Genomic DNA, 24,037 nt, shown 5'->3' with positions numbered 1-24,037 from the left:
TCATCTTTGAGCGTCGATCGGATTCGTCTCAATAGTTAAAGAGACGTAAAGATTTCTTGAGGTTAAGAGCAGAATGAGTGCATGAATAGCGGGTCTGACCAGTGTGCAACGAATAAATACTTTAGCAGCGTTAAAGTATTGTGAGGGGGAATGTAGGCCGGGTGCGCGTTAGCGCCACCCGGCATAAAACTTAATGCGTGTTTTTCTCTTCCAGCTCTTCCAGTTCGCTCAGGATCACGTCCGGGTCGGTTCCCGGCGGCGGAATTTCATGCACCCAGGCGGAGAACAGACGCCATGTGACGGCGAGCAGCACCGGGCCAATAAACAGGCCGATCATGCCAAAGGCAATCAGTCCGCCAATGACTCCGGAGAGGATCAGGATCAGCGGCAGGTCTGCACCCATGCGGATGAGGATCGGACGAATGACGTTATCCATGGTGCCGACCACGCAGCTCCAGACCAGCAGCACCGTTCCCCACGTGGTATCACCCGTCCAGTAGAGCCAGATAATACTAGGGACCAGTACCAGCAGCGGTCCCAGTTGCGCAAGACAGGTCATCAGCATGACAACGGTGAACACGGTGGCGTACGGTACGCCGGAAATCGCCAGACCGATACCGCCCAGCACCGCCTGCACCAGCGCGGTCACCACCACGCCCAGCGCAACCGCGCGCACGGCCTGCGCAGCCAGCAGTACCGCAGCGTCACCGCGTTTGCCCGCCAGGCGGGTGGCGAAGTGACGAACGCCTAATGCCACCTGCTCGCCGCGCCAGTAGAGCAGGGCGCTGAAGAGCAGCATCAGGGTACAGTGCATCATAAAGCGGCCGATATGCGCCGCCTGACCCACAAACCAGGTGGTGGTAGTGCCAATATACGGGCGGACTTTTGCCATCAGCGCGCTGCCGCCCATCTCCAGCAGGCTATGCCAGCCGCTGTAGAGCTTGGCGCCCACCACCGGAATGCTGTTCAGCCAGGCGAGATCCGGCAGCGTCAGATCACCGCTGCTAATGGCGCGAATAACGGGGCCGCTGGAATCCACCAGGCTATTGACCAGCAGAGCAATCGGAATAATAAACAGCAGGAACAGCAGGAGCGTCATGACCAGCACGGCTAACCCGCGGCGGCCGAACAGCAGCTTCTGCAAGCGCAGCAGCAAAGGCCACGTGGCAACGACAACGGTCGCAGCCCACGCGAAGCCGAGAATAAAGGGTTGAACAATCCACAGACACGCAATAATCATGAGGGCCAGAAACAGCACCGACAGCAAAATTTGCGCAACATCCCTGGGCTGGCGAAGATTGACCATAAATGAAACTTTCCTTAAAAGAACGCCAGTACAACTGGCGGGAACGGAAAACCGCGTCTCTTTAATCATTAATGATCTCAGCGGTTTTTGACAGGCGGATTTTGCCTGTAATTCAGCAGAGATTATAAGAAAAAAATGTGATAAAACTTTTAAGATACACGCAAACGATTTCATACAACTCTAATTAGGGTCGACAGTCATGATCCCACAGATTTCTCAGGCACCTGGCGTCGTTCAGCTGGTGCTTAATTTTTTGCAAGCACTGGAGCAACAGGGTTTTACAGGTGATACCGCCACGAACTATGCCGACAGGCTGACGATGGCGACCGATAACAGTATTTACCAGCTTCTTCCCGATGCCGTGGTTTTCCCTCGTTCCACGGCCGACGTGGCGCTTATCGCCCGGCTGGCAACGCAGGAGCGCTTTGCCTCGCTGGTCTTTACGCCGCGCGGCGGCGGCACCGGGACCAACGGTCAGGCGCTGAACCAGGGCATCATTGTTGATATGTCGCGCTATATGAACCGCATCATTGAAATCAACCCGGAAGAGGGGTGGGTGCGGGTCGAAGCGGGCGTTATCAAAGATCAGCTTAACCAGTACCTCAAGCCTTACGGTTACTTTTTTGCCCCGGAGCTTTCCACCAGTAACCGCGCGACCCTCGGCGGGATGATCAACACGGATGCCTCCGGTCAGGGCTCGCTGGTCTACGGCAAAACCTCCGATCACGTGCTGGGCGTGCGTGCCGTTCTGCTGGGCGGCGATATTCTCGATACGCAGCCGATGCCGGTCGAACTGGCGGAAACGCTGGGCAAAGATAACACCGCCAGCGGACGCATCTATCGTACCGTGCTGGAGCGCTGCCGCGACAACCGCCAGCTTATTCTCGATAAGTTCCCCAAACTGAACCGCTTCCTGACCGGGTACGACCTGCGTCACGTCTTTAACGACGACCTGACCCAGTTTGATTTAACCCGCGTGCTAACCGGTTCCGAAGGGACGCTGGCGTTTATCACCGAGGCGCGGCTGGATATCACCCGCCTGCCGAAGGTGCGTCGTCTGGTGAACGTCAAATATGACTCCTTCGACTCTGCGCTGCGCAATGCGCCGTTTATGGTGGAAGCTAAAGCGCTCTCGGTGGAAACGGTCGACTCCAAAGTGCTCAACCTGGCCCGGGAGGATATTGTCTGGCACTCCGTCAGCGATCTCATTACCGACGTGCCGGATAAAGAGATGCTCGGCCTCAATATCGTGGAGTTCGCCGGCGACGATGCGGCGCTGATTGAGAGCCAGGTCACCACGCTCTGCCAGCGGCTGGATGAGCTGATTGCGCAGGGCGAAGGCGGCGTGATCGGCTGGCAGCTCTGTAACGATCTGGCCGGGATTGAGCGTATCTATGCGATGCGTAAAAAAGCCGTGGGCCTGCTCGGCAATGCGAAAGGGGCGGCGAAGCCGATTCCCTTTGCCGAAGATACCTGCGTGCCGCCTGAGCATCTGGCGGATTATATCGTCGAGTTTCGCGCCCTGCTGGACAGCCACGGCCTGAGCTACGGCATGTTCGGCCACGTCGATGCCGGGGTACTGCACGTGCGTCCGGCGCTGGATATGTGCGACCCGCAGCAGGAGATCCTGATGAAGCAGATCTCCGACGATGTGGTGGCCTTAACCGCCAAATACGGCGGCCTGCTCTGGGGGGAGCACGGGAAAGGGTTCCGCGCGGAATACAGCCCGGCGTTCTTCGGCGAACAGCTCTACGCGGAGCTGCGCAAGGTGAAAGCGGCGTTTGACCCGCATAACCGCCTCAACCCGGGCAAAATCTGCCCTCCTGAAGGCGTGGACGCGCCAATGCTGCAGGTGGATGCCGTCAAGCGCGGCACGTACGACAGACAGATCCCGATTGCGGTGCGCTCCTCCTGGCGCGGCGCGATGGAGTGCAACGGCAACGGACTGTGCTTTAACTTTGATGTGAAAAGCCCGATGTGTCCGTCGATGAAAATCACCAGCAACCGCATCCACTCGCCGAAAGGGCGGGCGACGCTGGTGCGGGAATGGCTGCGTCTGCTGGCCGATCGCGGGGTGGATCCGCTCAGGCTGGAGCAGCAGCTCCCGGAAAAACGGGCCAGCCTGCGCTCGCTGATTGAGCGCACCCGCAACAGCTGGCATGCGAATAAGGGCGAGTATGATTTCTCCCATGAGGTGAAAGAGGCAATGTCCGGCTGTCTGGCCTGTAAAGCCTGCTCCACCCAGTGCCCGATTAAAATCGACGTGCCGGAATTCCGCTCGCGCTTCCTGCAGCTGTATCACACCCGCTACCTCCGCCCGGTGCGCGACCATCTGGTGGCAACGGTAGAAAGCTACGCGCCGCTGATGGCGCGCGCGCCGAAGACCTTTAACTTCTTTATCAACCAGCCGCTGGTGCGCAAGCTCTCCGAAAAACATATCGGTATGATCGATCTGCCGCTGCTGTCGGTGCCGTCTCTGCAGCGCCAGCTCGTCGGTCACCGCTCGGCGAACATGACCCTGGAGCAGCTGGAGGCACTCACGCCTGAGCAAAAAGCGAAGGTGGTGCTGGTGGTGCAGGATCCGTTTACCAGCTACTACGATGCGCAGGTGGTCGCGGATTTCATCCGCCTGTCGGAAAAGCTAGGGTATCAGCCGGTGGTTCTGCCGTTCTCACCCAACGGCAAGGCGCAGCACATCAAGGGCTTCCTGACGCGCTTTGCAAAGACCGCGCAGAAAACGGCTGACTTCTTAAACCGCGTGGCGCAACTCGGGATACCGATGGTCGGCGTCGATCCGGCGCTGGTGCTGTGCTATCGCGATGAATACAGGCAGACGCTCGGCGACAAGCGCGGTGATTTCAACGTGATGCTGGTGCACGAGTGGCTGCCGGTGGCGCTGGAAGATAAGGCGGTTCAGGATGTCAGCGGGGAACCATGGTATCTGTTCGGACACTGCACGGAAGTCACCGCGCTGCCGGGCGCGCCCGCGCAGTGGGCGTCCGTCTTTGCCCGCTTCGGCGCGAAGCTGGAGAGCGTCAGCGTAGGCTGCTGCGGAATGGCCGGCACCTACGGACACGAAGTGAAAAACCACGCCAACTCGCTCGGCATCTATGAGCTGTCCTGGCATCAGGCGATGCAGCGTTTACCGCGAAACCGCTGTCTGGCGACGGGCTACTCCTGTCGTAGCCAGGTGAAGCGAGTAGAAGGTAACGGCGTACGTCACCCATTGCAGGCTTTACTGGAGATAATTGGATGATCTGGAAACGTGCCGTGACGCTGCAGGCGCTGAACGCCATGGGCGAGGGGAATATGGTGGGGCTGCTGGATATCCAGTTCATCCGCATTGGCGACGATGAGATTGAAGCCACCATGCCCGTCGATAGTCGCACCCATCAGCCGTTTGGTTTATTGCACGGCGGAGCGTCCGTCGTGCTGGCCGAAACGCTGGGCTCGGTGGCGGGCTATCTCTGTACCGAAGGGGAGCAGAAGGTTGTCGGACTCGAGGTGAATGCTAACCATATCCGCTCGGTGCGCAGCGGGCGCGTGCGCGGTGTATGCCGCGCGCTGCACGCCGGTAGCCGCCATCAGGTGTGGCAGATAGATATTCTCGATGAGCAGGATCGCCTGTGCTGCTCGTCGCGGCTGACCACGGCGGTTGTGTAAAGTTTTCAGATGTTTTGCCTTTGGTCAAAAACTAGCCAGATGGTTGTGATATGCTGGTCAGGTTTTGTACATAAGCGAGGACATCATGGATACTGAAATAACCCCAACGCAGCTGGCAATTGAATATTTACGTCGCGATAAGAGCAACCTGTCTCCGGCGCAGTACCTGAAAAAGCTGAAACAGCTTGAGCTGGAATTTACAGATTTGCTGGCGCTCTCTTCGAATGAACTAAAAGAAGAGATCTATTTTGCCTGGCGGTTGGGCGTTCACGTCCATTGAGTACATGAGAATAAAAGGGCCGCGAGTGCGGCCTTTTTTGTGTCTGAAATTCAGTATCGGGCAACTCGTTGTTAAAGGACGGCTACAGTGTCCGGGTCAGATCATTTTCTGCACGGCCATCACCAGCCGGTGAGATTAAAATCTTTCAGGCAATTTCCTCATATTGATTAGCACACCTCTTTCAACTTCGATATAACCCCCTTCTTTTAAAGCTGAAAGAATACGCATGACGCCGCTACGGGACAGGTGGGTTTTATCCCGGATATACCTTTCTGCAGTAATGTTCTGCCTGAATGATTCTTCTTCGTTTGAGAGTGCATAAAGCTGGGCGCGGACAATATTGTAAGCGGAAGGTCCGGTTATATCTTCGTAGCTATGAAATAGCTTACCTGCAAGGCCCATCAGGTGATAAGCCAGCGGCTCCCATAGTTCATGATGCTTGATAATGTCATAAACAGCATCCATTTTAAGGGTTACGATCTCACAGTGATTAAAGGTTTTGATGTAACCGAACATCTGAGCGTAATGCAGATTACTGAGACCGAGCAAAGCGGGCGCCTTAACCGTTGCCATGGCTAAATCGTCGTTGCTACGGTGAATCATGACGCGCCCGTTGAGGAGGATATAACAGAGGCGTTCGTCGCCAGCTACATAATTTAATCGACGGCGGGGGAGCACTTTCTTCAGATTTGCACCCTGTTTTAGATAATCGATCAGCAGTTGTGTGGATGAAGAACAATCGAATATTAACGTCTGGGACATCTCATCAGCCATGTGCACGCCTATCCATTAAACCTGTCAATAGTGATGCGGTTCAGTATAGCGTGGATCCTGCTGAGTCTGTTTCAAGCAGCCCTGCTGCTAAGTATTTCAGCGGCACGGCGGATATGCAGGATGTCACGGCATGAAAAAACAAAGTATTTCGAAATGCTGGAGATAGTGAGAGATGCGTTAACTATTACCGGGTACGCATAGCGCACCCGGCATTTTCCTCAGACGTTCGCCGCACTCATCAACCGAGACTTCATGGACTGATATGCAGACGCTGCATAGTCCTCCGCCCAACGCTGATCCTCTATCGCCTCCAGCTGCACCGCGCAGTACTTCGTTTCCGGCGTTTTGGAGATGGGATCGAGGTTATCCTGTGTCAGCTCGTTGCAGGCGCCAATCCACCACTGATAGGTCATGTAAACGGCTCCGGTGTTGATACGCTCGCTGATGCTGGCGCGGGTAATCACTTTGCCGCGGCGTGAACGTACCCAGACCAGCTGCCCGTCAGTAATGCCCAGCTTTTCTGCATCGGCAGGGTTCATTTGCACCCGGCCCGGCTCGTCGGCCAGGCTTTGCAGCGCGGCGCAGTTCCCGGTCATGGAGCGACAGGAATAATGTCCCACCTCGCGTACCGTACACAGCACCAGCGGGAAATCTGCATCCGGGGTTTCAGCCGGCGCGCGCCACGGTGCGGCAAAGAGTTGCCCTTTACCGCTCGGGGTGTCGAACTGATTGTCTTTGTACAGGTACGGCGTGCCGGGGTGATCCAGCGTCGGGCACGGCCACTGCACGTGGCCCATCTCGCCCATTTTTTCATACGTCACGCCGTAGAAAAGCGGGCACAGCTCGCGCATCTCATCCCAGATCTGCTGGTTGGAGTCATAATGCATCGGGTAGCCCATCTCGGTGGCGAGCAGGCTGATGATTTCCCAGTCGCGCTTCACGTTGCCGCTGGCCTCGATGGCTTTGCCAAAACGCTGGAAGCCGCGATCGGCACAGGTAAAGACGCCGCCGTGCTCACCCCAGGATGTGGCCGGGAGCAGAACGTCCGCCACCTCTGCCGTTTTGGTCATAAAGATGTCCTGAACCACAACAAAGTCGAGCGCCTCAAAACCGCTGCGCACCAGGCCGAGATCGGCTTCGGTCTGAAGCGGATCCTCCCCCATGATGTAGTAGGCCTTTACCTTGCCTTCCAGCGCCAGGTGGGGCACCTCGGTAATGCGCGTCCCGACCCGATCGTCCATTTTGTTGACGTCAATCCCCCAGGCATCGGCGAACTTCTGCCTGACCGCAGGATCGGTAACGTCCTGATAGCCGGGGAACATATTCGGCAGAACGCCCATGTCGCAGGCGCCCTGGACGTTGTTTTGACCGCGTACCGGCCCGACGCCGACGGCAGGGCGGCCGAGGTTGCCGGTCAGCAGCGCCAGGCTGGAAAGCCCTTTGACCACATCAACGGCCTGACCAAACTGGGTCACGCCCATCCCCCACATCACGGTAGCGGAAGGGGCCGCCGCGAAGGTCCGCATCGCCTGGCGGACGTCACGGGCGGGGATGCCGGTGATATGTTCGACCTTCTCCGGCGCATAGTCTTTTACCGTTTGTCGGTAGGCCTCAAGCCCTTCCGTAAAGCGCGCCACGTAGCTTTTGTCATACAGCTCCTCTTCCAGCAACACATAGCCAAAGGCGTTAACCAGCGCCATGTTGCTGCCGTTTTTCAGCTGCAGATGTTGGTCGGCAATGCGTGCCGTTTCAATGCGCCGCGGATCGCAGACGATAATTTTTGCGCCGTTCTCACGTGCTTTCAGCACGCGGCGGGCAACGATAGGGTGGGAGTCCGCGCAGTTATAGCCAAACACAAGCAGGCATTTTGAGTTTTCAATATCATTGATTGAGTTGCTCATTGCGCCATTGCCGAGCGTTTCCTGTAAACCGGCGACGGACGGGCCATGACAGACGCGCGCACAGCAGTCCACATTGTTGGTGTTCAGCACCGCGCGGGCAAATTTCTGCATCACGTAGTTGGTTTCATTGCCGGTGCCGCGAGAGGAACCGGTGGTCATGATCGACCGCGGCCCGTGCTGCGCTTTAATACTGCTGAGCCTGTGGGCGGTGTAGCGGATCGCCTCTTCCCAGGTAACGGGGGTGAATGCTTCGCCTTTGCGGTAGCGGATCATGGGCTGGGTGAGGCGAGGGGTGAGCAGACGGGTATCGTTGAGGAAGTCCCAGCCGTAAAAGCCTTTCAGACATAAGGTGCCCTGGTTTGTGACGCCCTCTGCCGCTTCGGCACGGATGATACGGTTATTTTCAACGACAAGGTTCAATTTACAGCCTGCACCGCAGTACGGGCAGACGCTGGCGATCTTTTTCATCAATAACAGACCTGTTAAGAAATGAAGCAAAGTTGACTGGAAAACCCAGTCCCGTATGCGGAGGTAAGCAGGAAGCGTGCCAGGTTGTCTTTGCGTGTATTACAGGGAGTTATGCGGGGAGGGCACGTGTCATCGTCAAGCTGTTCGTCAGTTTTGACGATGACACGTCAGGAGGCGCGGCAACCTGGAACTTAGAGATCGTCCATCGTGTAACCCACCACGATTTCCAGCGTCTTGCGAATCACATCCGCCTGAACCACGTCGTGAGTGGCTTCCAGCGTCTGAATGAGCCAAAGGATGATCGCCTTATTAGACAGATGCCCCTCGGAGGCCAGAACACAGCGTACTGCAGTAGAAAAAACAGCGGACTCTTCAGCAAAACGATCGCCTGCGTGACGGAAGTATTCCGACAGCGCACTGTCTAAAAAAGCAGAGTGGTATTCGGGTTGAAGCTGAATATTTTGTCTCATTTGTTCTCACCGTAGCTGTAAAATTGCAGTCAATGTATTTTTTTGGGGTCGGACGGTTTTCCACTTCCAAATAACGGCACTACATTGTCTCTGTTATCGTTGAGAGGTCCCTCTCTTTTCGTTCGTCCTTGCGCGGTTCTGCGACGTGTAAAGGCGATGCTGTTTGAGCCAATTTCGGCAATCACCGCCTCAAGTGTCTCCCGCCGCCGGGGATCCTTTTCATGTTCTTTCATGCTCCGCAGACGCTGCAGCAAGCCTTCGGTTGTCACTGGCCCCCGCTCTTTTAGAAGAGAAAGAACGGCTTCACCGATAAGCGTGTCAGTCAGTCGGTCTGCGTCACTGCTATTCATAACCTTACCGTTCGAAGAGCAGACCAAGCAGCATGTGGTAATGCTCTTCCTCTTCTGGCCCATCGGCTCTTTCGAGGCGGCTGAGCAGTTTGGTACAGAGCGATTTGCGATTGAGGTTTCGCCCGTCGCTGAGAATTTCGACAACTACCTGGCCCAGCGTCTCTTGTTGAGTAGGTAGGGTGGCCTTTTCGAAGTACTGTGCGATCGCTGCTGCGGAATCTGTGGCGTAACCTTTCTGCTGCATGTTTCGCTCCTGTAAAATTTTGTAATCACTAACGTTACAATTAAGGTATACACAATTCCTAAATCTGTACATATAAAATGTACAAATTTTTAATATTTTTATGATATATTTTATAAAATCCTTTATTTTCAGTTGGTTGACTGGCTGGTATGAACCGGTAATGTTACAGGATATATTGTACAAAAAGGTCTGGCACTGGTAAGTTGTACAGCGCAGAAAAATATTTCATTAACTGCCGTAAATGATTGAGATGTAAATTATTTGTCAGGCAATGAATGTGCTATAAATGATACTTATCCACTTTTTTTGTGGCCAAAACCCTAACCCCAGGAATCGCATGCTCACAACCATCATTTACCGCAGCCATATCTGCGAGGACGTTCCAGTGAAAGCGCTGGAAGCCATGGTCGCTGCAGCAAATAGTAAAAACCGGCAATCCAACGTCACGGGGATCCTGCTGTTTAACGGCACACATTTTTTTCAGCTGCTTGAAGGGCCAGTGGAACACGTCTCTGCTATCTATGAGCAGATCTGCAACGACCCGCGCCACCATAACGTGGTGGAGCTGATGCGCGATCACGGACCTGTCCGGCGTTTTGGCAACGTGGGCATGGAGCTTTTTGATTTGCGCCACTTCGACAGGGACGAAGTGCTGCAGCAGGTGCTCAACAGGGGGACGACACGCTATCAGCTGACGTATAACGACCGCCCGCTGCAGTTTTTCCGCACCTTTGTCGAGGCCACGGAAAAAGCGAACTATTTTGAACTGCCGCCTGCGGATTCATGGGAATTCGTTCGCGAAGAAACACACTTGTCCGAGCAGCCTGAGGTAGTCGCGAAAGGGGCGGATTGCAGCTTCGCGTTCCAGCCGATAGTCGATCCGTTTATGCAGCAGGTTGTCTCCTGGGAGGCGCTTTTGCGCACCCCGTCCGGCGACTCGCCAGGGGCTTATTTCGCCAGCCTTCCGAATGAGGAAGTGTACGCGTCTGATTTGCAAAGCAAGCAGGTGGCGCTCTCCATGGCCAGCGCGCTGGGGTTACAGGACCAGACGTTATCCCTGAACCTGCTGCCTATGACGCTGGTTAACATTCCCAACGCCGTGGACTTTCTGCTCACCGCGATCGAAGCAAATGGGTTTGTACCCGAGCAAATCGTGGTTGAGTTCACCGAGAGCGAAGCCATTTCCCGTTTTGATGAATTCACGGATTCGGTCAGGCAGTTAAAAAGCGCGGGTATCAGCGTGACGATCGATCACTTTGGCGCCGGTTTTGCCGGGCTGCAGCTGCTGGCCCACTTCCAGCCTGACAGAATTAAGATTAATCGCGATCTGGTGGCGAACGTGCATAAAAGTGGCCCCCGACAGGCCATTATTCAGGCGATTATCAAATGCTGTTCCTCGCTTGAGATCCAGTTCTGCGCGGTAGGAGTAGAGAAGGCTGAAGAGTGGATGTGGCTGGAATCCGCGGGTATTTCCCAGTTCCAGGGACATCTTTTTGCCAGCCCGCGACACGGCGGTATTCCGGCTATAGCGTGGCCGGAGAAAAAATTCGAGTTCTGATAAAGCTGTACACAATCGGACAGAGTTAGCTGTACGAACGGCAAATTTTATACAACAATGTATTAGCAGGTGAACGGAGGAGCAGCCCGTTCACCCGTTCAAAATGCGGTCTTAGTTATACAAATGGTGTGTACAATCTGATAAGGTTGGTGCAGTTAGGTATGGAAGTTCTGAGCGTGAGGGAGTTAATGGCCTATTACAGTATCGGCGAAGTGGCCGAACGATGCGGTATCAACCCCGTTACGCTGCGTGCCTGGCAGCGCCGTTATGGATTGTTGAAGCCGCAGCGCAGCGAAGGGGGCCATCGTCAGTTTGACGATGAAGATATCCTGCGTATTGAAGAGATCAAACGCCTGATGAAAAGCGGCGTCTCGGTCGGAAAAGTTAAAGCCTTGCTGGAAAACAAAGAAGTATTGACTCAGGGCAACTGGGTCTCGTACCAGGAAGAGATGATGACCGTTCTGCGCTATGCCAGCCCGGCAAAGCTGCGCGCCAAAATCGGCGAATTCCGCCGCGATCACGCGATAGATGCGTTGATTGACAATATTCTCTCTCCCGTCCGGCAGCGCATGAATCAGGATCAAAACACCGTGCGTCACATGGCGAGCCTGTTTGACGGCGTCCTGATCGAATTCGCGATAGCAAGCCTGGCGGAATCCCGCAAAAAAGCCGGTAAAGACGCGCTTCTTATTGGCTGGGAATGCGATGACCGCACCCACCTGTGGCTGGAAGCCGCGCGCTTATCGCAGAAGGGCTGGCACATAGACGTCCTGGCGGAACCTATTGATTCGCCGCGTCCTGAACTTTTCCCGGGGCAAAAAATCTTCGTCTGGACGGGGAAATCCCCAACGCCTCGCCAGCAGGAACAGCTCGACCACTGGCGTGAGCAGGGGTTTGCTGTCTCATTTCATCACTGAGTGTAAGAGGCCTTGAGGGCCTTTTTTGTTTTTATCACTTTCTGCGCAAAAGCTATCTCAAAAATAGGCATTTCCGATGCATATTTTACTTTTCTCCTCTGCGTTATAAACGCTGCGATGAAATGCATTATTAATCAATGCATTGAACAAATACATCCATCCTGACTGCATCCTCTCACAGGGTCTATGCTTAATAAAAGTAGGCAAAAAGGGCGGTTAAGCCGAATGCCCCTGCTGACAGAGGGTTGAAGTGATAATCGTTATCACTAACATGGTGTTATGCCCTGATGGCTTATCAGATGAGGTGGACCTATGGAACTGCATTCAGAAACCTTTAATCCTGCCGATTTCGCCTGGCGCGGGTTAACGCTCACGCCAGCGGCGGCGGCACATATTCATGAGCTGGTGGCGAAAAAGCCCGAGATCCTCGGCGTGCGTTTGGGTGTCAAACAGACAGGTTGCGCAGGTTTCGGCTACGTGCTCGATACCGTCACCGAACCCGAAAAAGATGACCTGGTGTTCGAGACTGACGGTGCGAAATTGTACGTGGCGCTGCAGGCAATGCCGTTTATTGACGGCACCGAAGTGGACTACGTCCGCGAGGGCTTAAACCAGTTATTCAAATTTCATAACCCGAAAGCCCAGAACGAATGCGGCTGCGGCGAAAGCTTTGGGGTATAGGCGGTACTATGTCTCGTAATACTGAAGCAACGAGTGAAGTAAATACCTGGAGCGGTGGGCACCTCAACTATAAAGAGGGGTTCTTCACCCAGCTGCAGACCGATGAGCTGGCAAAAGGCATTAACGAAGATGTCGTGCGGGCGATCTCGGCGAAACGTAACGAGCCCGAGTGGATGCTGGAGTTTCGTCTGAGCGCATTCCGCGCCTGGCTGGAGATGGAAGAGCCGCACTGGCTGAAAGCGCATTATGACAAGCTGAACTATCAGGACTATAGCTACTACTCCGCGCCCTCATGCGGTAGCTGCGACGACACCTGCGCCTCACAGCCCGGCGCGGTGCAGCAAACCGGCGCGGAAAACAGCTTCCTCAGCAAAGAGGTTGAAGAAGCCTTTAACCAGCTGGGCGTGCCCGTGCGTGAGGGGAAAGAGGTGGCGGTGGACGCCATTTTCGACTCCGTCTCGGTGGCAACCACCTACCGCGAGAAGCTGGCAGAGCAGGGGATCATTTTCTGCTCCTTTGGCGAAGCGATTCACGATCATCCGGAACTGGTGAAAAAGTACATCGGGACCGTGGTGCCCTCTAACGACAACTTCTTTGCGGCGCTCAACGCGGCGGTAGCCTCGGACGGCACCTTTATTTACGTGCCGAAAGGCGTGCGCTGTCCGATGGAGCTCTCGACCTATTTCCGCATCAATGCCGAAAAAACCGGTCAGTTCGAACGTACGATTCTGGTCGCGGATGAAGGCAGCTACGTCAGCTACATCGAAGGATGCTCGGCCCCGGTCCGCGACAGCTATCAGCTGCACGCGGCGGTGGTGGAGGTCATTATCCATAAAGACGCCGAGGTGAAATACTCGACGGTGCAAAACTGGTTCCCGGGCGACGGCAATACCGGCGGCATCCTGAACTTCGTAACCAAGCGTGCGCTGTGCGAAGGCGAAAACAGCAAGATGTCGTGGACCCAGTCCGAAACCGGCTCGGCCATCACCTGGAAATACCCGAGCTGTATCCTGCGCGGCGATAACTCCATCGGCGAGTTTTACTCGGTGGCGCTGACCAGCGGCCATCAGCAGGCGGACACCGGCACCAAGATGATCCACATTGGTAAAAACACCAGGTCAACCATCATCTCGAAAGGGATCTCTGCCGGGCACAGCCAGAACAGCTATCGCGGGCTGGTGAAAATCATGCCGACGGCCACCAATGCGCGTAACTTTACCCAGTGTGACTCGATGCTGATTGGCGAAGACTGCGGGGCGCATACCTTCCCGTACGTTGAGTGCCGCAACAATACGGCCCAGCTTGAGCACGAGGCGACGACGTCACGCATTGGGGAAGATCAGCTCTTCTACTGCCTGCAGCGCGGGATCAGCGAAGAAGACGCCATCTCGATGATCGTTAACGGCTTCTGTAAGGACGTGTTCTCTGAACTGCCGCTGGAATTTGCCGTTGAAGCCCAGAAACTCCTCGCCATTAGTCTTGAACACAGCGTCGGTTAAGGAAAGCACATGTTAAGCATTAAAGATTTACAGGTTAGCGTAGAAGACAAAGCCATCCTGCGTGGCCTCAATTTTGACGTCAAGCCGGGCGAAGTCCACGCCATCATGGGGCCGAACGGTTCCGGGAAAAGTACGCTTTCTGCGACGCTGGCCGGACGCGAAGATTATGAAGTGACCCACGGCTCGGTCGAGTTTAACGGCAAAGATCTGCTGGAGATGTCGCCGGAAGATCGTGCTGGAGAGGGCATTTTTATGGCCTTCCAGTACCCGGTCGAAATTCCGGGCGTCAGTAATCAGTTCTTCCTGCAAACTGCGCTCAACGCGGTGCGCAAATACCGTGGCCTGGAGGCGCTGGACCGCTTCGACTTCCAGGACCTGATGGAAGAGAAGATCAAGCTGCTGAAAATGCCGGAAGATCTGCTGACCCGCTCGGTGAACGTCGGTTTTTCCGGCGGCGAGAAAAAGCGTAACGACATTCTGCAGATGGCGGTGCTGGAGCCCGAGCTGTGCATTCTGGATGAGACCGACTCCGGTCTGGACATCGACGCCCTGAAGATTGTCGCTGACGGAGTGAACTCCCTGCGCGACGGCAAGCGTTCATTCATCATCGTCACCCACTATCAGCGCATTCTGGACTACATCAAGCCGGATTACGTTCACGTGCTTTATCAGGGGCGTATTGTCAAATCCGGTGATTTCACGCTGGTTAAACAACTGGAGGAGCAGGGCTATGGCTGGCTTACCGAACAGCAGTAATGCGCTCCAGCAGTGGCACCGGCTGTTTGAAGCCCAGGGCGGCACGCGCTCGGCGCAGGCGCAGCAGCATCTGCAGCAGATGCTGCGTCTTGGTCTGCCGACGCGTAAGCATGAGAACTGGAAATATACTCCGCTCGATGGCCTGCTAAACGCCGAGTTTGTGACTCGTCTGGCGGATCTCACCCCAGCACAGCGCGACGCGCTGGCCTTGCGTGTCGATGCCCTGCGCCTGGTGTTTGTCGACGGTCAGTTCCGTCCGGAGCTGAGCGACGCTCTTCAGGCGAGCGGATTTGAGATTGAGATAAACGACGATCGCCAGCCCCTGAGCGCCCCGGTTCAGCCTGAGGTTTTCCTGCACCTGACCGAGAGCCTGGCCCGCAGCGTGACGCACATCCGCGTGAAGCGTAACCAGCGTCCGGCTAAGCCGCTGCTGCTGATGCACATCACTCAGGGTCTGGACGGCGACGAAATCAATACCGCGCACTATCGTCACCATCTTGAGCTGGCGGAGGGCGCCGAGGCCACGATCATCGAACATTACGTCAGCCTCAATGAGACGCGTCACTTTACCGGGTCGCGTCTGACGATGAACGTGGCGGCTAATGCCCAGCTACACCACATCAAGCTGGCGTTTGAGAATGCGCAGAGCCACCACTTTGCCCATAACGACATTGTCCTGGGCCAGGATGCGGCGGCGTACAGCCATAGCTTCCTGCTCGGCGGGTCGGTGCTGCGCCACAACACCAGCACGCAGCTTAACGGTGAAAACACCACGCTGCGCATCAACAGCCTGGCGATGCCGGTTAAATCTGAGGTGTGCGACACGCGCACGTGGCTGGAGCACAACAAAGGCTACTGCAACAGCCGCCAGCTGCACAAAACCATCGTGAGTGATAAAGGGCGAGCGGTGTTTAACGGTCTGATTAACGTGGCGCAGCACGCCATTAAAACCGACGGGCAGATGACCAACAACAATCTGCTGTTGGGCCGACTGGCGGAGGTGGACACCAAACCGCAGCTGGAGATCTACGCCGACGACGTGAAGTGCAGCCACGGTGCGACGGTCGGGCGAATCGACGACGAACAGATGTTCTACCTGCGTTCCCGCGGTATCGACCAGCAGGCGGCGCAGAAAATGATTATCTATGCGTTTGCCGCCGAACTGACGGAAGCGCTGCACGATGGTCAGTTAAAACAGCAGGTGCTGGCGCGTATCGGTCAGCGTCTGCCTGGAGGCGAAGCATGAGTTTTCCCGTTGAGAAAGTACGGGCAGATTTCCCGGTTCTGACCCGTGAAGTGAACGGTCTTCCTCTGGCCTATCTGGACAGCGCGGCCAGCGCGCAGAAGCCGAATCAAGTGGTGGATGCCGAAGCCGAGTTTTATCGCCACGGCTATGCCGCCGTGCATCGCGGTATTCATACCCTGAGCGCCGAGGCGACCCAGCGGATGGAAAACGTGCGCACGCAGCTTGCCGCTTTTCTTAACGCCCGCTCGCCGGAAGAGCTGGTCTTCGTGCGCGGAACCACCGAAGGGATCAACCTTGTCGCTAACAGCTGGGGCAACGCGCAGGTCCACGCGGGGGATAACATCATCATCACCCAGATGGAGCATCACGCCAATATCGTGCCGTGGCAGATGCTCTGCGAGCGCGTTGGTGCGCAATTGCGGGTCATTCCGCTCAACGTTGACGGGACGCTTCAGCTTGAGCAGCTCGATGCACTGCTGGATGGCCGCACGCGGCTGGTGGCGGTTACTCAGGTTTCCAACGTGCTGGGGACTGAAAACCCGGTGGCAGCGATTGTGGAAAAAGCCCGTCAGGCGGGCGCAAAGGTCCTGATTGACGGCGCCCAGGCAGTGATGCACCACGCGGTTGACGTTCAGGCGCTGGACTGTGATTTCTACGTCTTTTCAGGCCACAAGCTCTATGGGCCGACCGGGATAGGCGTGCTGTATGTAAAAGAAGACATTCTGCAGGCGATGCCGCCGTGGGAAGGGGGCGGGTCGATGATCGCCACCGTCAGCCTGACGGAAGGCACGACCTACGCGCGCGCGCCGTGGCGTTTTGAAGCGGGCACGCCCAACACCGGTGGGATTATCGGTCTGGGGGCGGCGGTCTCTTACGTCTCTGCCATCGGTCTTGATGCCATTCAGGAGTATGAACGGCTGCTGATGCACTATGCGCTTGCGGAGCTTGCCAGCGTGCCGGATTTGACCCTCTACGGGCCTGCCGATCGTCAGGGGGTGATCGCGTTCAATCTCGGGAAACACCACGCCTATGACGTGGGCAGTTTCCTTGATAACTACGGCGTGGCTGTCCGCACCGGGCACCACTGCGCCATGCCGCTGATGGCGTTTTACCAGGTGCCGGCAATGTGCCGCGCATCTCTGGTGATGTACAACACGACGGAAGAGGTCGACAGGCTGGTGGCGGGGCTTAAGCGCATTCACCAGCTGCTGGGTTAACGGAGAGGCAAACGATGGCAGAACTGCCGGACAGAGACAAATTGCTGCGCAACTTTGGGCGTTGCGCAAACTGGGAAGAGAAGTACCTTTATATCATCGAGCTGGGGCAGCGTCTGCCGCCGCTCGGTGAAGAGGCGCATAGCCCGGAAAATATTATTCAGGGCTGTCAGAGCCAGGTCTGGATTGTGATGACGCAGTCTGATGACGGCACGATAGAATTGCGCGGCGACAGCGATGCCGCCATTGTAAAAGGGCTTATTGCGGTCGTCTTTAGCCTTTATCAGCAGATGTCGGCGCAGGATATTGTCGCGTTCGATGTCCGCCCGTGGTTTGAAAAAATGGCCTTAACCCAACACCTCACCCCGTCCCGTTCTCAGGGACTGGAAGCGATGATTCGCGCCATCCGCGCCAAAGCTTCAATCCTTAGCTAGACTTACAGAACAGCATTCATTCTGTTTCGCGAGGTGGTTCCCGCCTCGCTGGTTTTTCAGCTTTCTGGCGTTCTGTCAGTGAATAAGGAATCTCAGCATGAAGCGCGCGTCTCTCATAACTCTATTACTCCTCAGTTCGCTCGGTGCCCTTAATTCGGCCCGCGCGATGGACTATCCGTTGCCGCCCGCAGGCAGTCGTCTGATTGGGCAAAATCAAACCTACACGATACAGGAAGGGGATAATAAGCTGCAGACCATCGCCCGTCGGTTTAATACGGCGGCGCAGGTGATCCTGGAAACCAACAATACCATTGCGCCGGTTAACCCTGCGCCGGGAACCGTCATTACCATTCCGTCGCAAATGCTGTTGCCGGATACGCCGCGCGAGGGGATTGTGGTGAATCTCGCTGAGCTTCGGCTCTACTACTTCCCGCCGGGGCAAAACATTGTTCAGGTTTTCCCGCTGGGTATCGGACAGCTGGGGCTGGAAACGCCGGTGACGACCACGCGGGTGAGCCAGAAGATCCCTAATCCCACCTGGACGCCCACGCCGGGCATCAGAGCACGTTCTCTGGAGCAGGGCATCAAATTGCCTCCGGTGGTTCCTGCCGGGCCAAATAACCCCCTGGGACGCTTCGCGCTGCGTTTAGGCGTGGGGAATGGGGAATATCTTATCCACGGCACCAGCGCGCCGGACAGCGTCGGCCTGCGGGTCAGCTCCGGCTGTATGCGGATGAACGCCCCGGACATTAAGGCCCTGTTCGAACAGGTGCGGGTGGGCACGCGGGTGCAGATTATTAATGAACCCGTGAAATTCTCCGTTGAGCCGGATGGTAAACGCTATATTGAAGTCCACCGTCCGCTTGCGCAGGTAGAAGGGGAGAATCCGCAGGTCTCGCCCATTACCCATTCCGCTGACTTTGCGACCTTTGTTTCTCAGGCGGGAAGCGATAAGGCGCTGATTGATAAAGCCCTGTCACGTCGCGCCGGGATCCCGGTTATCGTGTCGGCCGGTAGCGGCCCTTCAGCCAGCAATAGCGTGTTGTCGGTGCAGAACAGCCGGGTATCTGCTGCGGTAGCGGAAGATGAAGGAGAGAAGGTGACGCAGTAGTCGTTTGACGCAGGCAAAAAAAATGGCGCACAATGTGCGCCATTTTATTAACAGGTACTATTACTTACGGTATTTAGTAGCCTGGTTGTCCAGACGCTGGTTAGCGCGAGCTGCGTCGTCTTTAGCAGCCTGAACGTCGGAACGGATTGCGTTCACGTCGTTGCTCAGCTGGTCAACTTTAGCGTTCAGAGTCTGAACGTCAGAAGACAGCTGATCGATTTTAGCGTTGCTGGAGCAACCAGCCAGCAGAGTAGAACCCAGGATTACCGCGCCCAGTACCAGTTTAGTACGATTCATTATTAATACCCTCTAGATTGAGTTAATCTCCATGTAGCGTTACAAGTATTACACAAAGTTTTTTGGGTTGAGAATATTTTTTTGATGGGAATACACCTATTTTTGATCGTTCGCTCAAAGAAGCATCGAATCAGCCCTTTTCGGGCAAAAATCTAAGGAAAAAAAGGCATTTATCATCGGATTCATCTTAGATAATTCGCAATTAAATAGAAAAACCCGATTTGCATTTTGAATGCGTTTGGCTAATGCCAGGAATAAAAAAAGCGCCCGGAGGGCGCTTTTTATCCAAATTAATTCGTTCAGGAATTATTACAGCACGTGAACAGATGCGGTATTGGTAGTGCCGCTTGGTACCAGTGCGCCAGAAACCATGACCACAACGTCACCTTTCTGTGCCAGACCACGATCAACCAGCTCCAGAGCCACTTCTTTACCCAGACGGTAGAAATCATCCGTAGACGCGATCTCTTTCACCAGGTGTGGGATCACGCCTTTGCTCAGCACCAGCTGACGCGCAGTGGTTTCGTTGGTGGTCAGCGCCAGGATAGTCGCATCCGGGAAGTATTTACGCACGGCGCGAGCAGATTTACCGCCCTGGGTGGCAACCACGATCAGTGGGGCTTCCAGTTTCTCAGCCGTTTCTACCGCACCGCGGCATACCGCTTCGGTGATGCGCAGCTTGCGGCTGTCGTTGTTGTAGTCCAGACGGCTTTTCATCACGCGGTCGGTACGTTCGCAGATGGTGGCCATGATGGACACCGCTTCCAGCGGATATTTACCTTTGGCGGATTCACCGGACAGCATAACCGCATCAGTACCGTCGAGGATGGCGTTTGCCACGTCGCCTGCTTCAGCGCGGGTAGGGCGTGGGTTTTTGATCATGGAGTCCAGCATCTGCGTTGCGGTGATAACCACTTTACGCGCGCGCACGCATTTCTCGATCATCATCTTCTGCGCGAAGATCACTTCTTCAACCGGGATTTCTACACCCAGGTCGCCACGTGCAACCATGATGCCGTCAGACGCTTCGAGGATTTCGTCGAAGTTGTTCAGGCCTTCCTGGTTTTCAATTTTGGAGATGATCTGGATCTTCTCGCCGCCGTGCGCTTTCAGGTGCTCACGAATTTCAACTACGTCAGAACGCTTACGGATGAAGGATGCCGCAACAAAGTCAACGCCTTGTTCGCAACCGAAGATCAGGTCCTGTTTGTCTTTTTCAGCCAGCGCTGGCAGTGCGATAGAGACGCCTGGCAGGTTAACGCCTTTGTTTTCGCCCAGGTCGCCGTTGTTCAGCACTTTACAGATAACCTTGTTGCCTTCGATCGCGGTGACTTCCATACCGATCAGACCATCGTCTACCAGCACGGTGTTACCGACGGACAGGTCGTTGGTGAAGCCTTCATAGGTCACTGCAACGATTTCGCTGTTGCCGACAACGGATTTATCGGTGGTGAAGGTGAAGGTCTGGCCAGCTTTCAGAGAGACGTCGTTACCGCCTTCCAGTTTGATAGTACGGATTTCTGGACCTTTGGTATCCAGCAGGATCGCGGCTTTTTTACCGGTCTTGCTCATCACGTTGCGCAAGTTCTGGATACGCTGACCGTGTTCTGCGTAGTCACCGTGGGAGAAGTTCAGACGCATCACGTTCATGCCGGCATCCAGCATTTTGGTCAGCATCTCTTCAGATTCGGTTTTCGGGCCGATAGTACAAACAATTTTCGTCTTTTTCATGACAGTCTTAGTCTTTAAGTTGGGAAGGATATGGAAATCTCGCTCCGGGGGCGCACCGCCGCGGAGTCAAACCTGTGTTGCAAAAGAGTATATGACACGCACTAAGGATAGGAGACATCAAATGAGCGTGCAGAAGAAAGTGTGCCTGAGTGACAGCCCAACGAAGGAGAGGAGAAGTTGTACGTTGTTTTTTGTATTCCAAGCGCTGAAACCATTCACCAGGGATTAGGCGCGCATTATACGCTGATTTGAAGATAAAAGGAAAATGGAAACGGTGTTTCAGAAATAATCTGTGCAGTTTCACATAATATTGTTATCAATGCGTTAAGCCATGATGACAACTTGTGGCGGCAGGTGAGGGACCTGCCGCATTTTGCTTATTTTTGCAGCGCCTGGCTGAGGTCGGCAATCAGGTCTTTCGGATCTTCAATCCCGACTGACAGGCGGATCAGCTGCGGCACAATGCCGTTTGCCAGGCGTTGCTCGAGCGGAATCGACGCGTGGGTCATGCTGTAAGGCTGGCTCACCAGACTTTCCACGCCGCCCAGGCTTTCTGCGAGGGTGAACAACTTCAGGTTGCGAATCACCTCGGTGGCGCGTTGCGCATCGCCTTTTACCACGACGGAAATCATGCCACCGGGCAGGGCCATCTGGGTGCGGGCAAGCTGATATTGCGGATGCGACTCCAGGCCGGGATAGAACACCTTTTCGACCAGAGGGTGTTGCTCCAGCCATTGCGCAATCGCCAGCGCGTTGGTGCTGTGCTTTTCGACCCTCAGCGCGAGCGTGCGAATACCGCGCAGCGTCAGGAAACTGCTGAACGGATCCAGAACGCCGCCCACCGCGTTTTGCAGATAGCCCAGCTTGTCCGCCAGTTCCTTGTTATCCCCGACAATCGCCAGCCCGGCGACCACGTCAGAGTGGCCGTTAAGGTATTTGGTGGCAGAGTGCACCACGATATCGAAACCAGACTCCAGCGGACGGTGGATCACCGGTGACGCGAAGGTGTTATCCGCCACGCTGATGACGTTATGACGACGGGCGATTGCCGCGATGGCCGCCAGATCCGCCAGCTTCAGTAGCGGGTTGGTCGGCGTCTCGACCCACACCATACGCGTATCCGGGCGGATGGCGGCCTCGAGCCCGGCGAGGTCGTCCGGTTTAACCCAGCAGACCTGCAGGCCGGTGCTGCGCTTGCGCACGTTTTCGATCAGGCGGTACGTCCCGCCGTAAACGTCATCAATGGCGACGATATGGCTGTCTTTATCCAGCAGTTCGAGCACCGTGGAGATGGCCGCCAGGCCGGAGGCGAAGGCGTAGCCGCGCGTGCCGCCTTCCAGTTCGGCGATCGCGGTTTCCAGCGCGTGGCGGGTAGGGTTGCCGCTGCGCGAATACTCATAGCCGGTATGCTCGCCGGGTGACGGTTGCGCAAACGTCGAGGTGGCGTAAATCGGCGGCATGACGGCGCCGTGCTGGTCGTTGAACTCGCCGCTGTGGACGCTCAGGGTAGCCAGGTTTTTCATCATCTGTTCCTTTATTGCTGAAGACGGTTGCGCCAGGCGGTCAGAACGTCGCTGCGCGTAATCAGACCGAGAAAACGGTCGTTGTCATTAATGACGGCCACCAGGCCGCGGTCGAAGATGGCGTGCAGGGCGCTTTCCGGGGCGTGTTTATCAAGAAACTCCACCTGACGCGTCATGGCTGCCGTCACCGGCAGCGCGAAGCGATCGCCGTCGCCGCCGATATGCCGCAGGAGATCCCACTCGTCGATAATGCCCACCACCTTGCCGTTCTCCAGCACCGGCAGCTGGGAGATGTCATACAGACGCATGCGTGCCAGAACGGTGGAAAGCGTGTCGTCCGGGGCCGCGGTAACGGTGGCGCCTTCATCGTGACGCAGGGCGATGTAGTCAGAGAGGTCGCCGGCCTGAGGACGCGTGATGAGCCCCTGCTGTCGCATCCAGTCGTCGTTGAACATCTTCGAAAGATACTTATTGCCGCTGTCGCAGGCGAAGGTCACCACGCGCTTCGGCGTGGTCTGCGCCTGGCAATACTTCAGCGCGGCCGCCAGCAGCGTGCCGCTGGAGGAGCCCGCCAGAATGCCCTCCGTTTTCAGCAGCTCGCGCGCGGTGGTGAAGGCTTCGCGGTCGGTGATGCGCCAGGCGCGATTCACCCCTTCAATGTGGGCCAGCGGCGGAATAAAGTCTTCGCCAATTCCCTCAACCAGCCAGGAGCCCGCGTCGTGGTAGCGTCCGGTTTCCACCTGGTCGGCTAGCACGGATCCGGCCGGGTCTGCCAGGACAAATTCAGTATGCGGAGAGTGCTCGGCGAACCACGCCTGCAGGCCGCCCAGCGTGCCGCCTGAGCCGACGCCCACGACGATGGCGTCGATCCGGCCGTCAAGCTGTTCATACAGTTCCGGCGCCGTGGTGGTGCGGTGCGCCAGCGGGTTGGCTTCGTTGTTGAACTGGTCGATGTAAAACGCGCCGGGAAGTTCGTTAGCCAGGCGCTGGGCGTAATCCTGGTAATAGGCCGGGTGGCCCTTGTTGACGTCGGAGCGGGTCAGCACCACCTGGGCACCCAGCGCGCGCAGGTGGAAAATCTTCTCGCGGCTCATTTTGTCCGGCACCACCAGGATCAGCGAGTAGCCTTTCTGGGCGGCGATCAGGGCCAGGCCGAGACCGGTATTGCCCGCCGTAGCCTCAATTATCGTGCCGCCAGGCTTCAGCCTACCGGTACGTTCCGCTTCGTTAATCATCGACAGCGCAACGCGATCCTTAATCGAACCGCCCGGGTTCTGGTTTTCCAGCTTCAGAAAGAGCGAGCAGGGACCGGTATCAAGCTTATGCAGCTGGATCAGCGGGGTACGACCAATCAGTTCGGTGACGGAGTGATAAATCGTCATGATGTTTTCCTTTCTGGATGTCATGACGGGATGATAGGGCGGTGAAATTTTCTCAATAAAGAACCATTCACTGCCGTTTAGAACAGAAAGGAATATAAATGCCATTTCTGGATGGCAGGACAGCAAGACGTAAAGTTGTCTGGATGTGAGGATGGCTATATCGGGATAAAATGCTGCAAAAATGACCGTTTTTTGCGCCCGTCCGCCAGCAGATATGCATCCGGCAGATAAT

At 55.9% G+C, this 24,037-nt stretch carries 22 protein-coding genes; 12 read left to right on the top strand and 10 right to left on the bottom strand.

Annotated elements, in window-relative coordinates; genetic code table 11:
• Positions 1–190 precede the first annotated feature (190 nt).
• On the bottom strand, positions 191–1,306 hold the full coding sequence (gene ydiK / locus UR504_RS02640; protein ID WP_045910283.1) for an AI-2E family transporter YdiK: 1,116 nt from the start codon (positions 1,304–1,306) through the stop codon (positions 191–193).
• Positions 1,307–1,505: 199 nt separating this feature from the next.
• Here ydiK and UR504_RS02635 point away from each other — a divergent pair, with 199 nt between their 5' ends.
• From UR504_RS02635 to UR504_RS02625, 3 genes are all read left to right on the top strand, one after another.
• Positions 1,506–4,562 (top strand): FAD-binding and (Fe-S)-binding domain-containing protein, encoded by a 3,057-nt coding sequence (locus UR504_RS02635; RefSeq protein ID WP_320739304.1) that lies wholly within the window; start codon positions 1,506–1,508, stop codon positions 4,560–4,562.
• On the top strand, positions 4,559–4,969 hold the full coding sequence (gene menI / locus UR504_RS02630; RefSeq protein ID WP_023311321.1) for a 1,4-dihydroxy-2-naphthoyl-CoA hydrolase: 411 nt from the start codon (positions 4,559–4,561) through the stop codon (positions 4,967–4,969). The genes UR504_RS02635 and menI overlap by 4 nt, the downstream gene beginning before the upstream one ends.
• Positions 4,970–5,054: 85 nt before the next feature.
• Positions 5,055–5,249: a YdiH family protein gene (locus UR504_RS02625; protein ID WP_003857766.1), complete on the top strand. Its 195-nt coding sequence runs from the start codon at positions 5,055–5,057 to the stop codon at positions 5,247–5,249.
• Between the two features lie 135 nt (positions 5,250–5,384).
• On the opposite strand, the gene UR504_RS02620 is transcribed toward UR504_RS02625, so the two are convergent.
• The 5 genes from UR504_RS02620 to ycgZ form a co-directional block, all read right to left on the bottom strand.
• On the bottom strand, positions 5,385–6,023 hold the full coding sequence (locus UR504_RS02620; RefSeq protein WP_302234780.1) for a winged helix-turn-helix transcriptional regulator: 639 nt from the start codon (positions 6,021–6,023) through the stop codon (positions 5,385–5,387).
• A 218-nt stretch (positions 6,024–6,241) separates the two neighbouring features.
• On the bottom strand, positions 6,242–8,392 hold the full coding sequence (gene fdhF / locus UR504_RS02615; protein WP_127730498.1) for a formate dehydrogenase subunit alpha: 2,151 nt from the start codon (positions 8,390–8,392) through the stop codon (positions 6,242–6,244).
• A 191-nt stretch (positions 8,393–8,583) separates the two neighbouring features.
• Complete coding sequence (locus UR504_RS02610) at positions 8,584–8,862, bottom strand: biofilm/acid-resistance regulator YmgB/AriR (protein ID WP_023311323.1); 279 nt, start codon at positions 8,860–8,862, stop codon at positions 8,584–8,586.
• Positions 8,863–8,891: 29 nt separating this feature from the next.
• A complete protein-coding gene (locus tag UR504_RS02605; RefSeq protein ID WP_302234781.1) occupies positions 8,892–9,212 on the bottom strand; it encodes a hypothetical protein in 321 nt (106 codons plus the stop codon).
• 4 nt (positions 9,213–9,216) lie between these two features.
• Entirely contained in the window at positions 9,217–9,456 is a 240-nt protein-coding gene (gene ycgZ / locus UR504_RS02600; RefSeq protein WP_302234782.1) for a regulatory protein YcgZ, read from the bottom strand.
• A 337-nt stretch (positions 9,457–9,793) separates the two neighbouring features.
• Between ycgZ and UR504_RS02595 the strand changes: the two genes are divergently transcribed.
• The 9 genes from UR504_RS02595 (at position 9,794) to ldtE (ending at position 18,872) form a co-directional block, all read left to right on the top strand.
• Complete coding sequence (locus UR504_RS02595) at positions 9,794–11,014, top strand: diguanylate phosphodiesterase (RefSeq protein WP_302234783.1); 1,221 nt, start codon at positions 9,794–9,796, stop codon at positions 11,012–11,014.
• Positions 11,015–11,202: 188 nt separating this feature from the next.
• Positions 11,203–11,931, top strand: coding sequence for a MerR family transcriptional regulator (locus UR504_RS02590; protein WP_115874844.1), 729 nt, complete (start codon positions 11,203–11,205; stop codon positions 11,929–11,931).
• Between the two features lie 312 nt (positions 11,932–12,243).
• Positions 12,244–12,612: a Fe-S cluster assembly scaffold SufA gene (gene sufA, locus UR504_RS02585; protein WP_008500631.1), complete on the top strand. Its 369-nt coding sequence runs from the start codon at positions 12,244–12,246 to the stop codon at positions 12,610–12,612.
• An 8-nt stretch (positions 12,613–12,620) separates the two neighbouring features.
• Positions 12,621–14,111 (top strand): Fe-S cluster assembly protein SufB, encoded by a 1,491-nt coding sequence (gene sufB / locus UR504_RS02580; RefSeq protein WP_302234784.1) that lies wholly within the window; start codon positions 12,621–12,623, stop codon positions 14,109–14,111.
• A gap of 9 nt (positions 14,112–14,120) precedes the next feature.
• The gene (gene sufC, locus UR504_RS02575) at positions 14,121–14,867 is read left to right on the top strand and encodes a Fe-S cluster assembly ATPase SufC (RefSeq protein WP_014831592.1); all 747 of its coding nucleotides are present in this window, start codon (positions 14,121–14,123) and stop codon (positions 14,865–14,867) included.
• Positions 14,842–16,113: a Fe-S cluster assembly protein SufD gene (sufD, locus tag UR504_RS02570; RefSeq protein ID WP_302234785.1), complete on the top strand. Its 1,272-nt coding sequence runs from the start codon at positions 14,842–14,844 to the stop codon at positions 16,111–16,113. The genes sufC and sufD overlap by 26 nt, the downstream gene beginning before the upstream one ends.
• The gene (gene sufS, locus UR504_RS02565) at positions 16,110–17,330 is read left to right on the top strand and encodes a cysteine desulfurase SufS (RefSeq protein ID WP_111965636.1); all 1,221 of its coding nucleotides are present in this window, start codon (positions 16,110–16,112) and stop codon (positions 17,328–17,330) included. The genes sufD and sufS overlap by 4 nt, the downstream gene beginning before the upstream one ends.
• Positions 17,331–17,344: 14 nt before the next feature.
• Positions 17,345–17,761 carry a cysteine desulfuration protein SufE gene (gene sufE, locus UR504_RS02560; RefSeq protein ID WP_111965637.1) on the top strand — a complete coding sequence of 139 codons (417 nt, stop codon included), beginning with the start codon at positions 17,345–17,347 and terminating at the stop codon, positions 17,759–17,761.
• Positions 17,762–17,858: 97 nt separating this feature from the next.
• Positions 17,859–18,872, top strand: coding sequence for a L,D-transpeptidase LdtE (gene ldtE, locus UR504_RS02555; protein WP_302234786.1), 1,014 nt, complete (start codon positions 17,859–17,861; stop codon positions 18,870–18,872).
• A 60-nt stretch (positions 18,873–18,932) separates the two neighbouring features.
• Here the strand turns inward: ldtE and lpp are convergent, their stop codons facing one another.
• The 4 genes from lpp to UR504_RS02535 form a co-directional block, all read right to left on the bottom strand.
• Positions 18,933–19,169: a murein lipoprotein Lpp gene (lpp, locus tag UR504_RS02550; RefSeq protein ID WP_010430241.1), complete on the bottom strand. Its 237-nt coding sequence runs from the start codon at positions 19,167–19,169 to the stop codon at positions 18,933–18,935.
• Between the two features lie 309 nt (positions 19,170–19,478).
• Positions 19,479–20,900 (bottom strand): pyruvate kinase PykF, encoded by a 1,422-nt coding sequence (gene pykF / locus UR504_RS02545; RefSeq protein WP_029739779.1) that lies wholly within the window; start codon positions 20,898–20,900, stop codon positions 19,479–19,481.
• Between the two features lie 377 nt (positions 20,901–21,277).
• Positions 21,278–22,423: a PLP-dependent aspartate aminotransferase family protein gene (locus tag UR504_RS02540; RefSeq protein WP_320739517.1), complete on the bottom strand. Its 1,146-nt coding sequence runs from the start codon at positions 22,421–22,423 to the stop codon at positions 21,278–21,280.
• A gap of 11 nt (positions 22,424–22,434) precedes the next feature.
• Entirely contained in the window at positions 22,435–23,805 is a 1,371-nt protein-coding gene (locus UR504_RS02535; RefSeq protein WP_302234788.1) for a cystathionine beta-synthase, read from the bottom strand.
• Between the last annotated feature and the right edge of the window lie 232 nt (positions 23,806–24,037).

The organism is Enterobacter sp. 241F3 (assembly GCF_034106785.1).
Taxonomy (GTDB): domain Bacteria; phylum Pseudomonadota; class Gammaproteobacteria; order Enterobacterales; family Enterobacteriaceae; genus Enterobacter; species Enterobacter vonholyi.
This window is presented reverse-complemented; position numbering and strand designations above follow the sequence as displayed.

Bases quoted from the DNA above. Each gene is read 5' to 3' on its own strand.
- ydiK (WP_045910283.1), bottom strand. From the start codon at position 1,306: ATGGTCAATCTTCGCCAGCCCAGGGATGTTGCGCAAATTTTGCTGTCG.
- UR504_RS02635 (WP_320739304.1), top strand. From the start codon at position 1,506: ATGATCCCACAGATTTCTCAGGCACCTGGCGTCGTTCAGCTGGTGCTT.
- menI (WP_023311321.1), top strand. From the start codon at position 4,559: ATGATCTGGAAACGTGCCGTGACGCTGCAGGCGCTGAACGCCATGGGC.
- UR504_RS02625 (WP_003857766.1), top strand. From the start codon at position 5,055: ATGGATACTGAAATAACCCCAACGCAGCTGGCAATTGAATATTTACGT.
- UR504_RS02620 (WP_302234780.1), bottom strand. From the start codon at position 6,023: ATGGCTGATGAGATGTCCCAGACGTTAATATTCGATTGTTCTTCATCC.
- fdhF (WP_127730498.1), bottom strand. From the start codon at position 8,392: ATGAAAAAGATCGCCAGCGTCTGCCCGTACTGCGGTGCAGGCTGTAAA.
- UR504_RS02610 (WP_023311323.1), bottom strand. From the start codon at position 8,862: ATGAGACAAAATATTCAGCTTCAACCCGAATACCACTCTGCTTTTTTA.
- UR504_RS02605 (WP_302234781.1), bottom strand. From the start codon at position 9,212: ATGAATAGCAGTGACGCAGACCGACTGACTGACACGCTTATCGGTGAA.
- ycgZ (WP_302234782.1), bottom strand. From the start codon at position 9,456: ATGCAGCAGAAAGGTTACGCCACAGATTCCGCAGCAGCGATCGCACAG.
- UR504_RS02595 (WP_302234783.1), top strand. From the start codon at position 9,794: ATGCTCACAACCATCATTTACCGCAGCCATATCTGCGAGGACGTTCCA.
- UR504_RS02590 (WP_115874844.1), top strand. From the start codon at position 11,203: ATGGCCTATTACAGTATCGGCGAAGTGGCCGAACGATGCGGTATCAAC.
- sufA (WP_008500631.1), top strand. From the start codon at position 12,244: ATGGAACTGCATTCAGAAACCTTTAATCCTGCCGATTTCGCCTGGCGC.
- sufB (WP_302234784.1), top strand. From the start codon at position 12,621: ATGTCTCGTAATACTGAAGCAACGAGTGAAGTAAATACCTGGAGCGGT.
- sufC (WP_014831592.1), top strand. From the start codon at position 14,121: ATGTTAAGCATTAAAGATTTACAGGTTAGCGTAGAAGACAAAGCCATC.
- sufD (WP_302234785.1), top strand. From the start codon at position 14,842: ATGGCTGGCTTACCGAACAGCAGTAATGCGCTCCAGCAGTGGCACCGG.
- sufS (WP_111965636.1), top strand. From the start codon at position 16,110: ATGAGTTTTCCCGTTGAGAAAGTACGGGCAGATTTCCCGGTTCTGACC.
- sufE (WP_111965637.1), top strand. From the start codon at position 17,345: ATGGCAGAACTGCCGGACAGAGACAAATTGCTGCGCAACTTTGGGCGT.
- ldtE (WP_302234786.1), top strand. From the start codon at position 17,859: ATGAAGCGCGCGTCTCTCATAACTCTATTACTCCTCAGTTCGCTCGGT.
- lpp (WP_010430241.1), bottom strand. From the start codon at position 19,169: ATGAATCGTACTAAACTGGTACTGGGCGCGGTAATCCTGGGTTCTACT.
- pykF (WP_029739779.1), bottom strand. From the start codon at position 20,900: ATGAAAAAGACGAAAATTGTTTGTACTATCGGCCCGAAAACCGAATCT.
- UR504_RS02540 (WP_320739517.1), bottom strand. From the start codon at position 22,423: ATGAAAAACCTGGCTACCCTGAGCGTCCACAGCGGCGAGTTCAACGAC.
- UR504_RS02535 (WP_302234788.1), bottom strand. From the start codon at position 23,805: ATGACGATTTATCACTCCGTCACCGAACTGATTGGTCGTACCCCGCTG.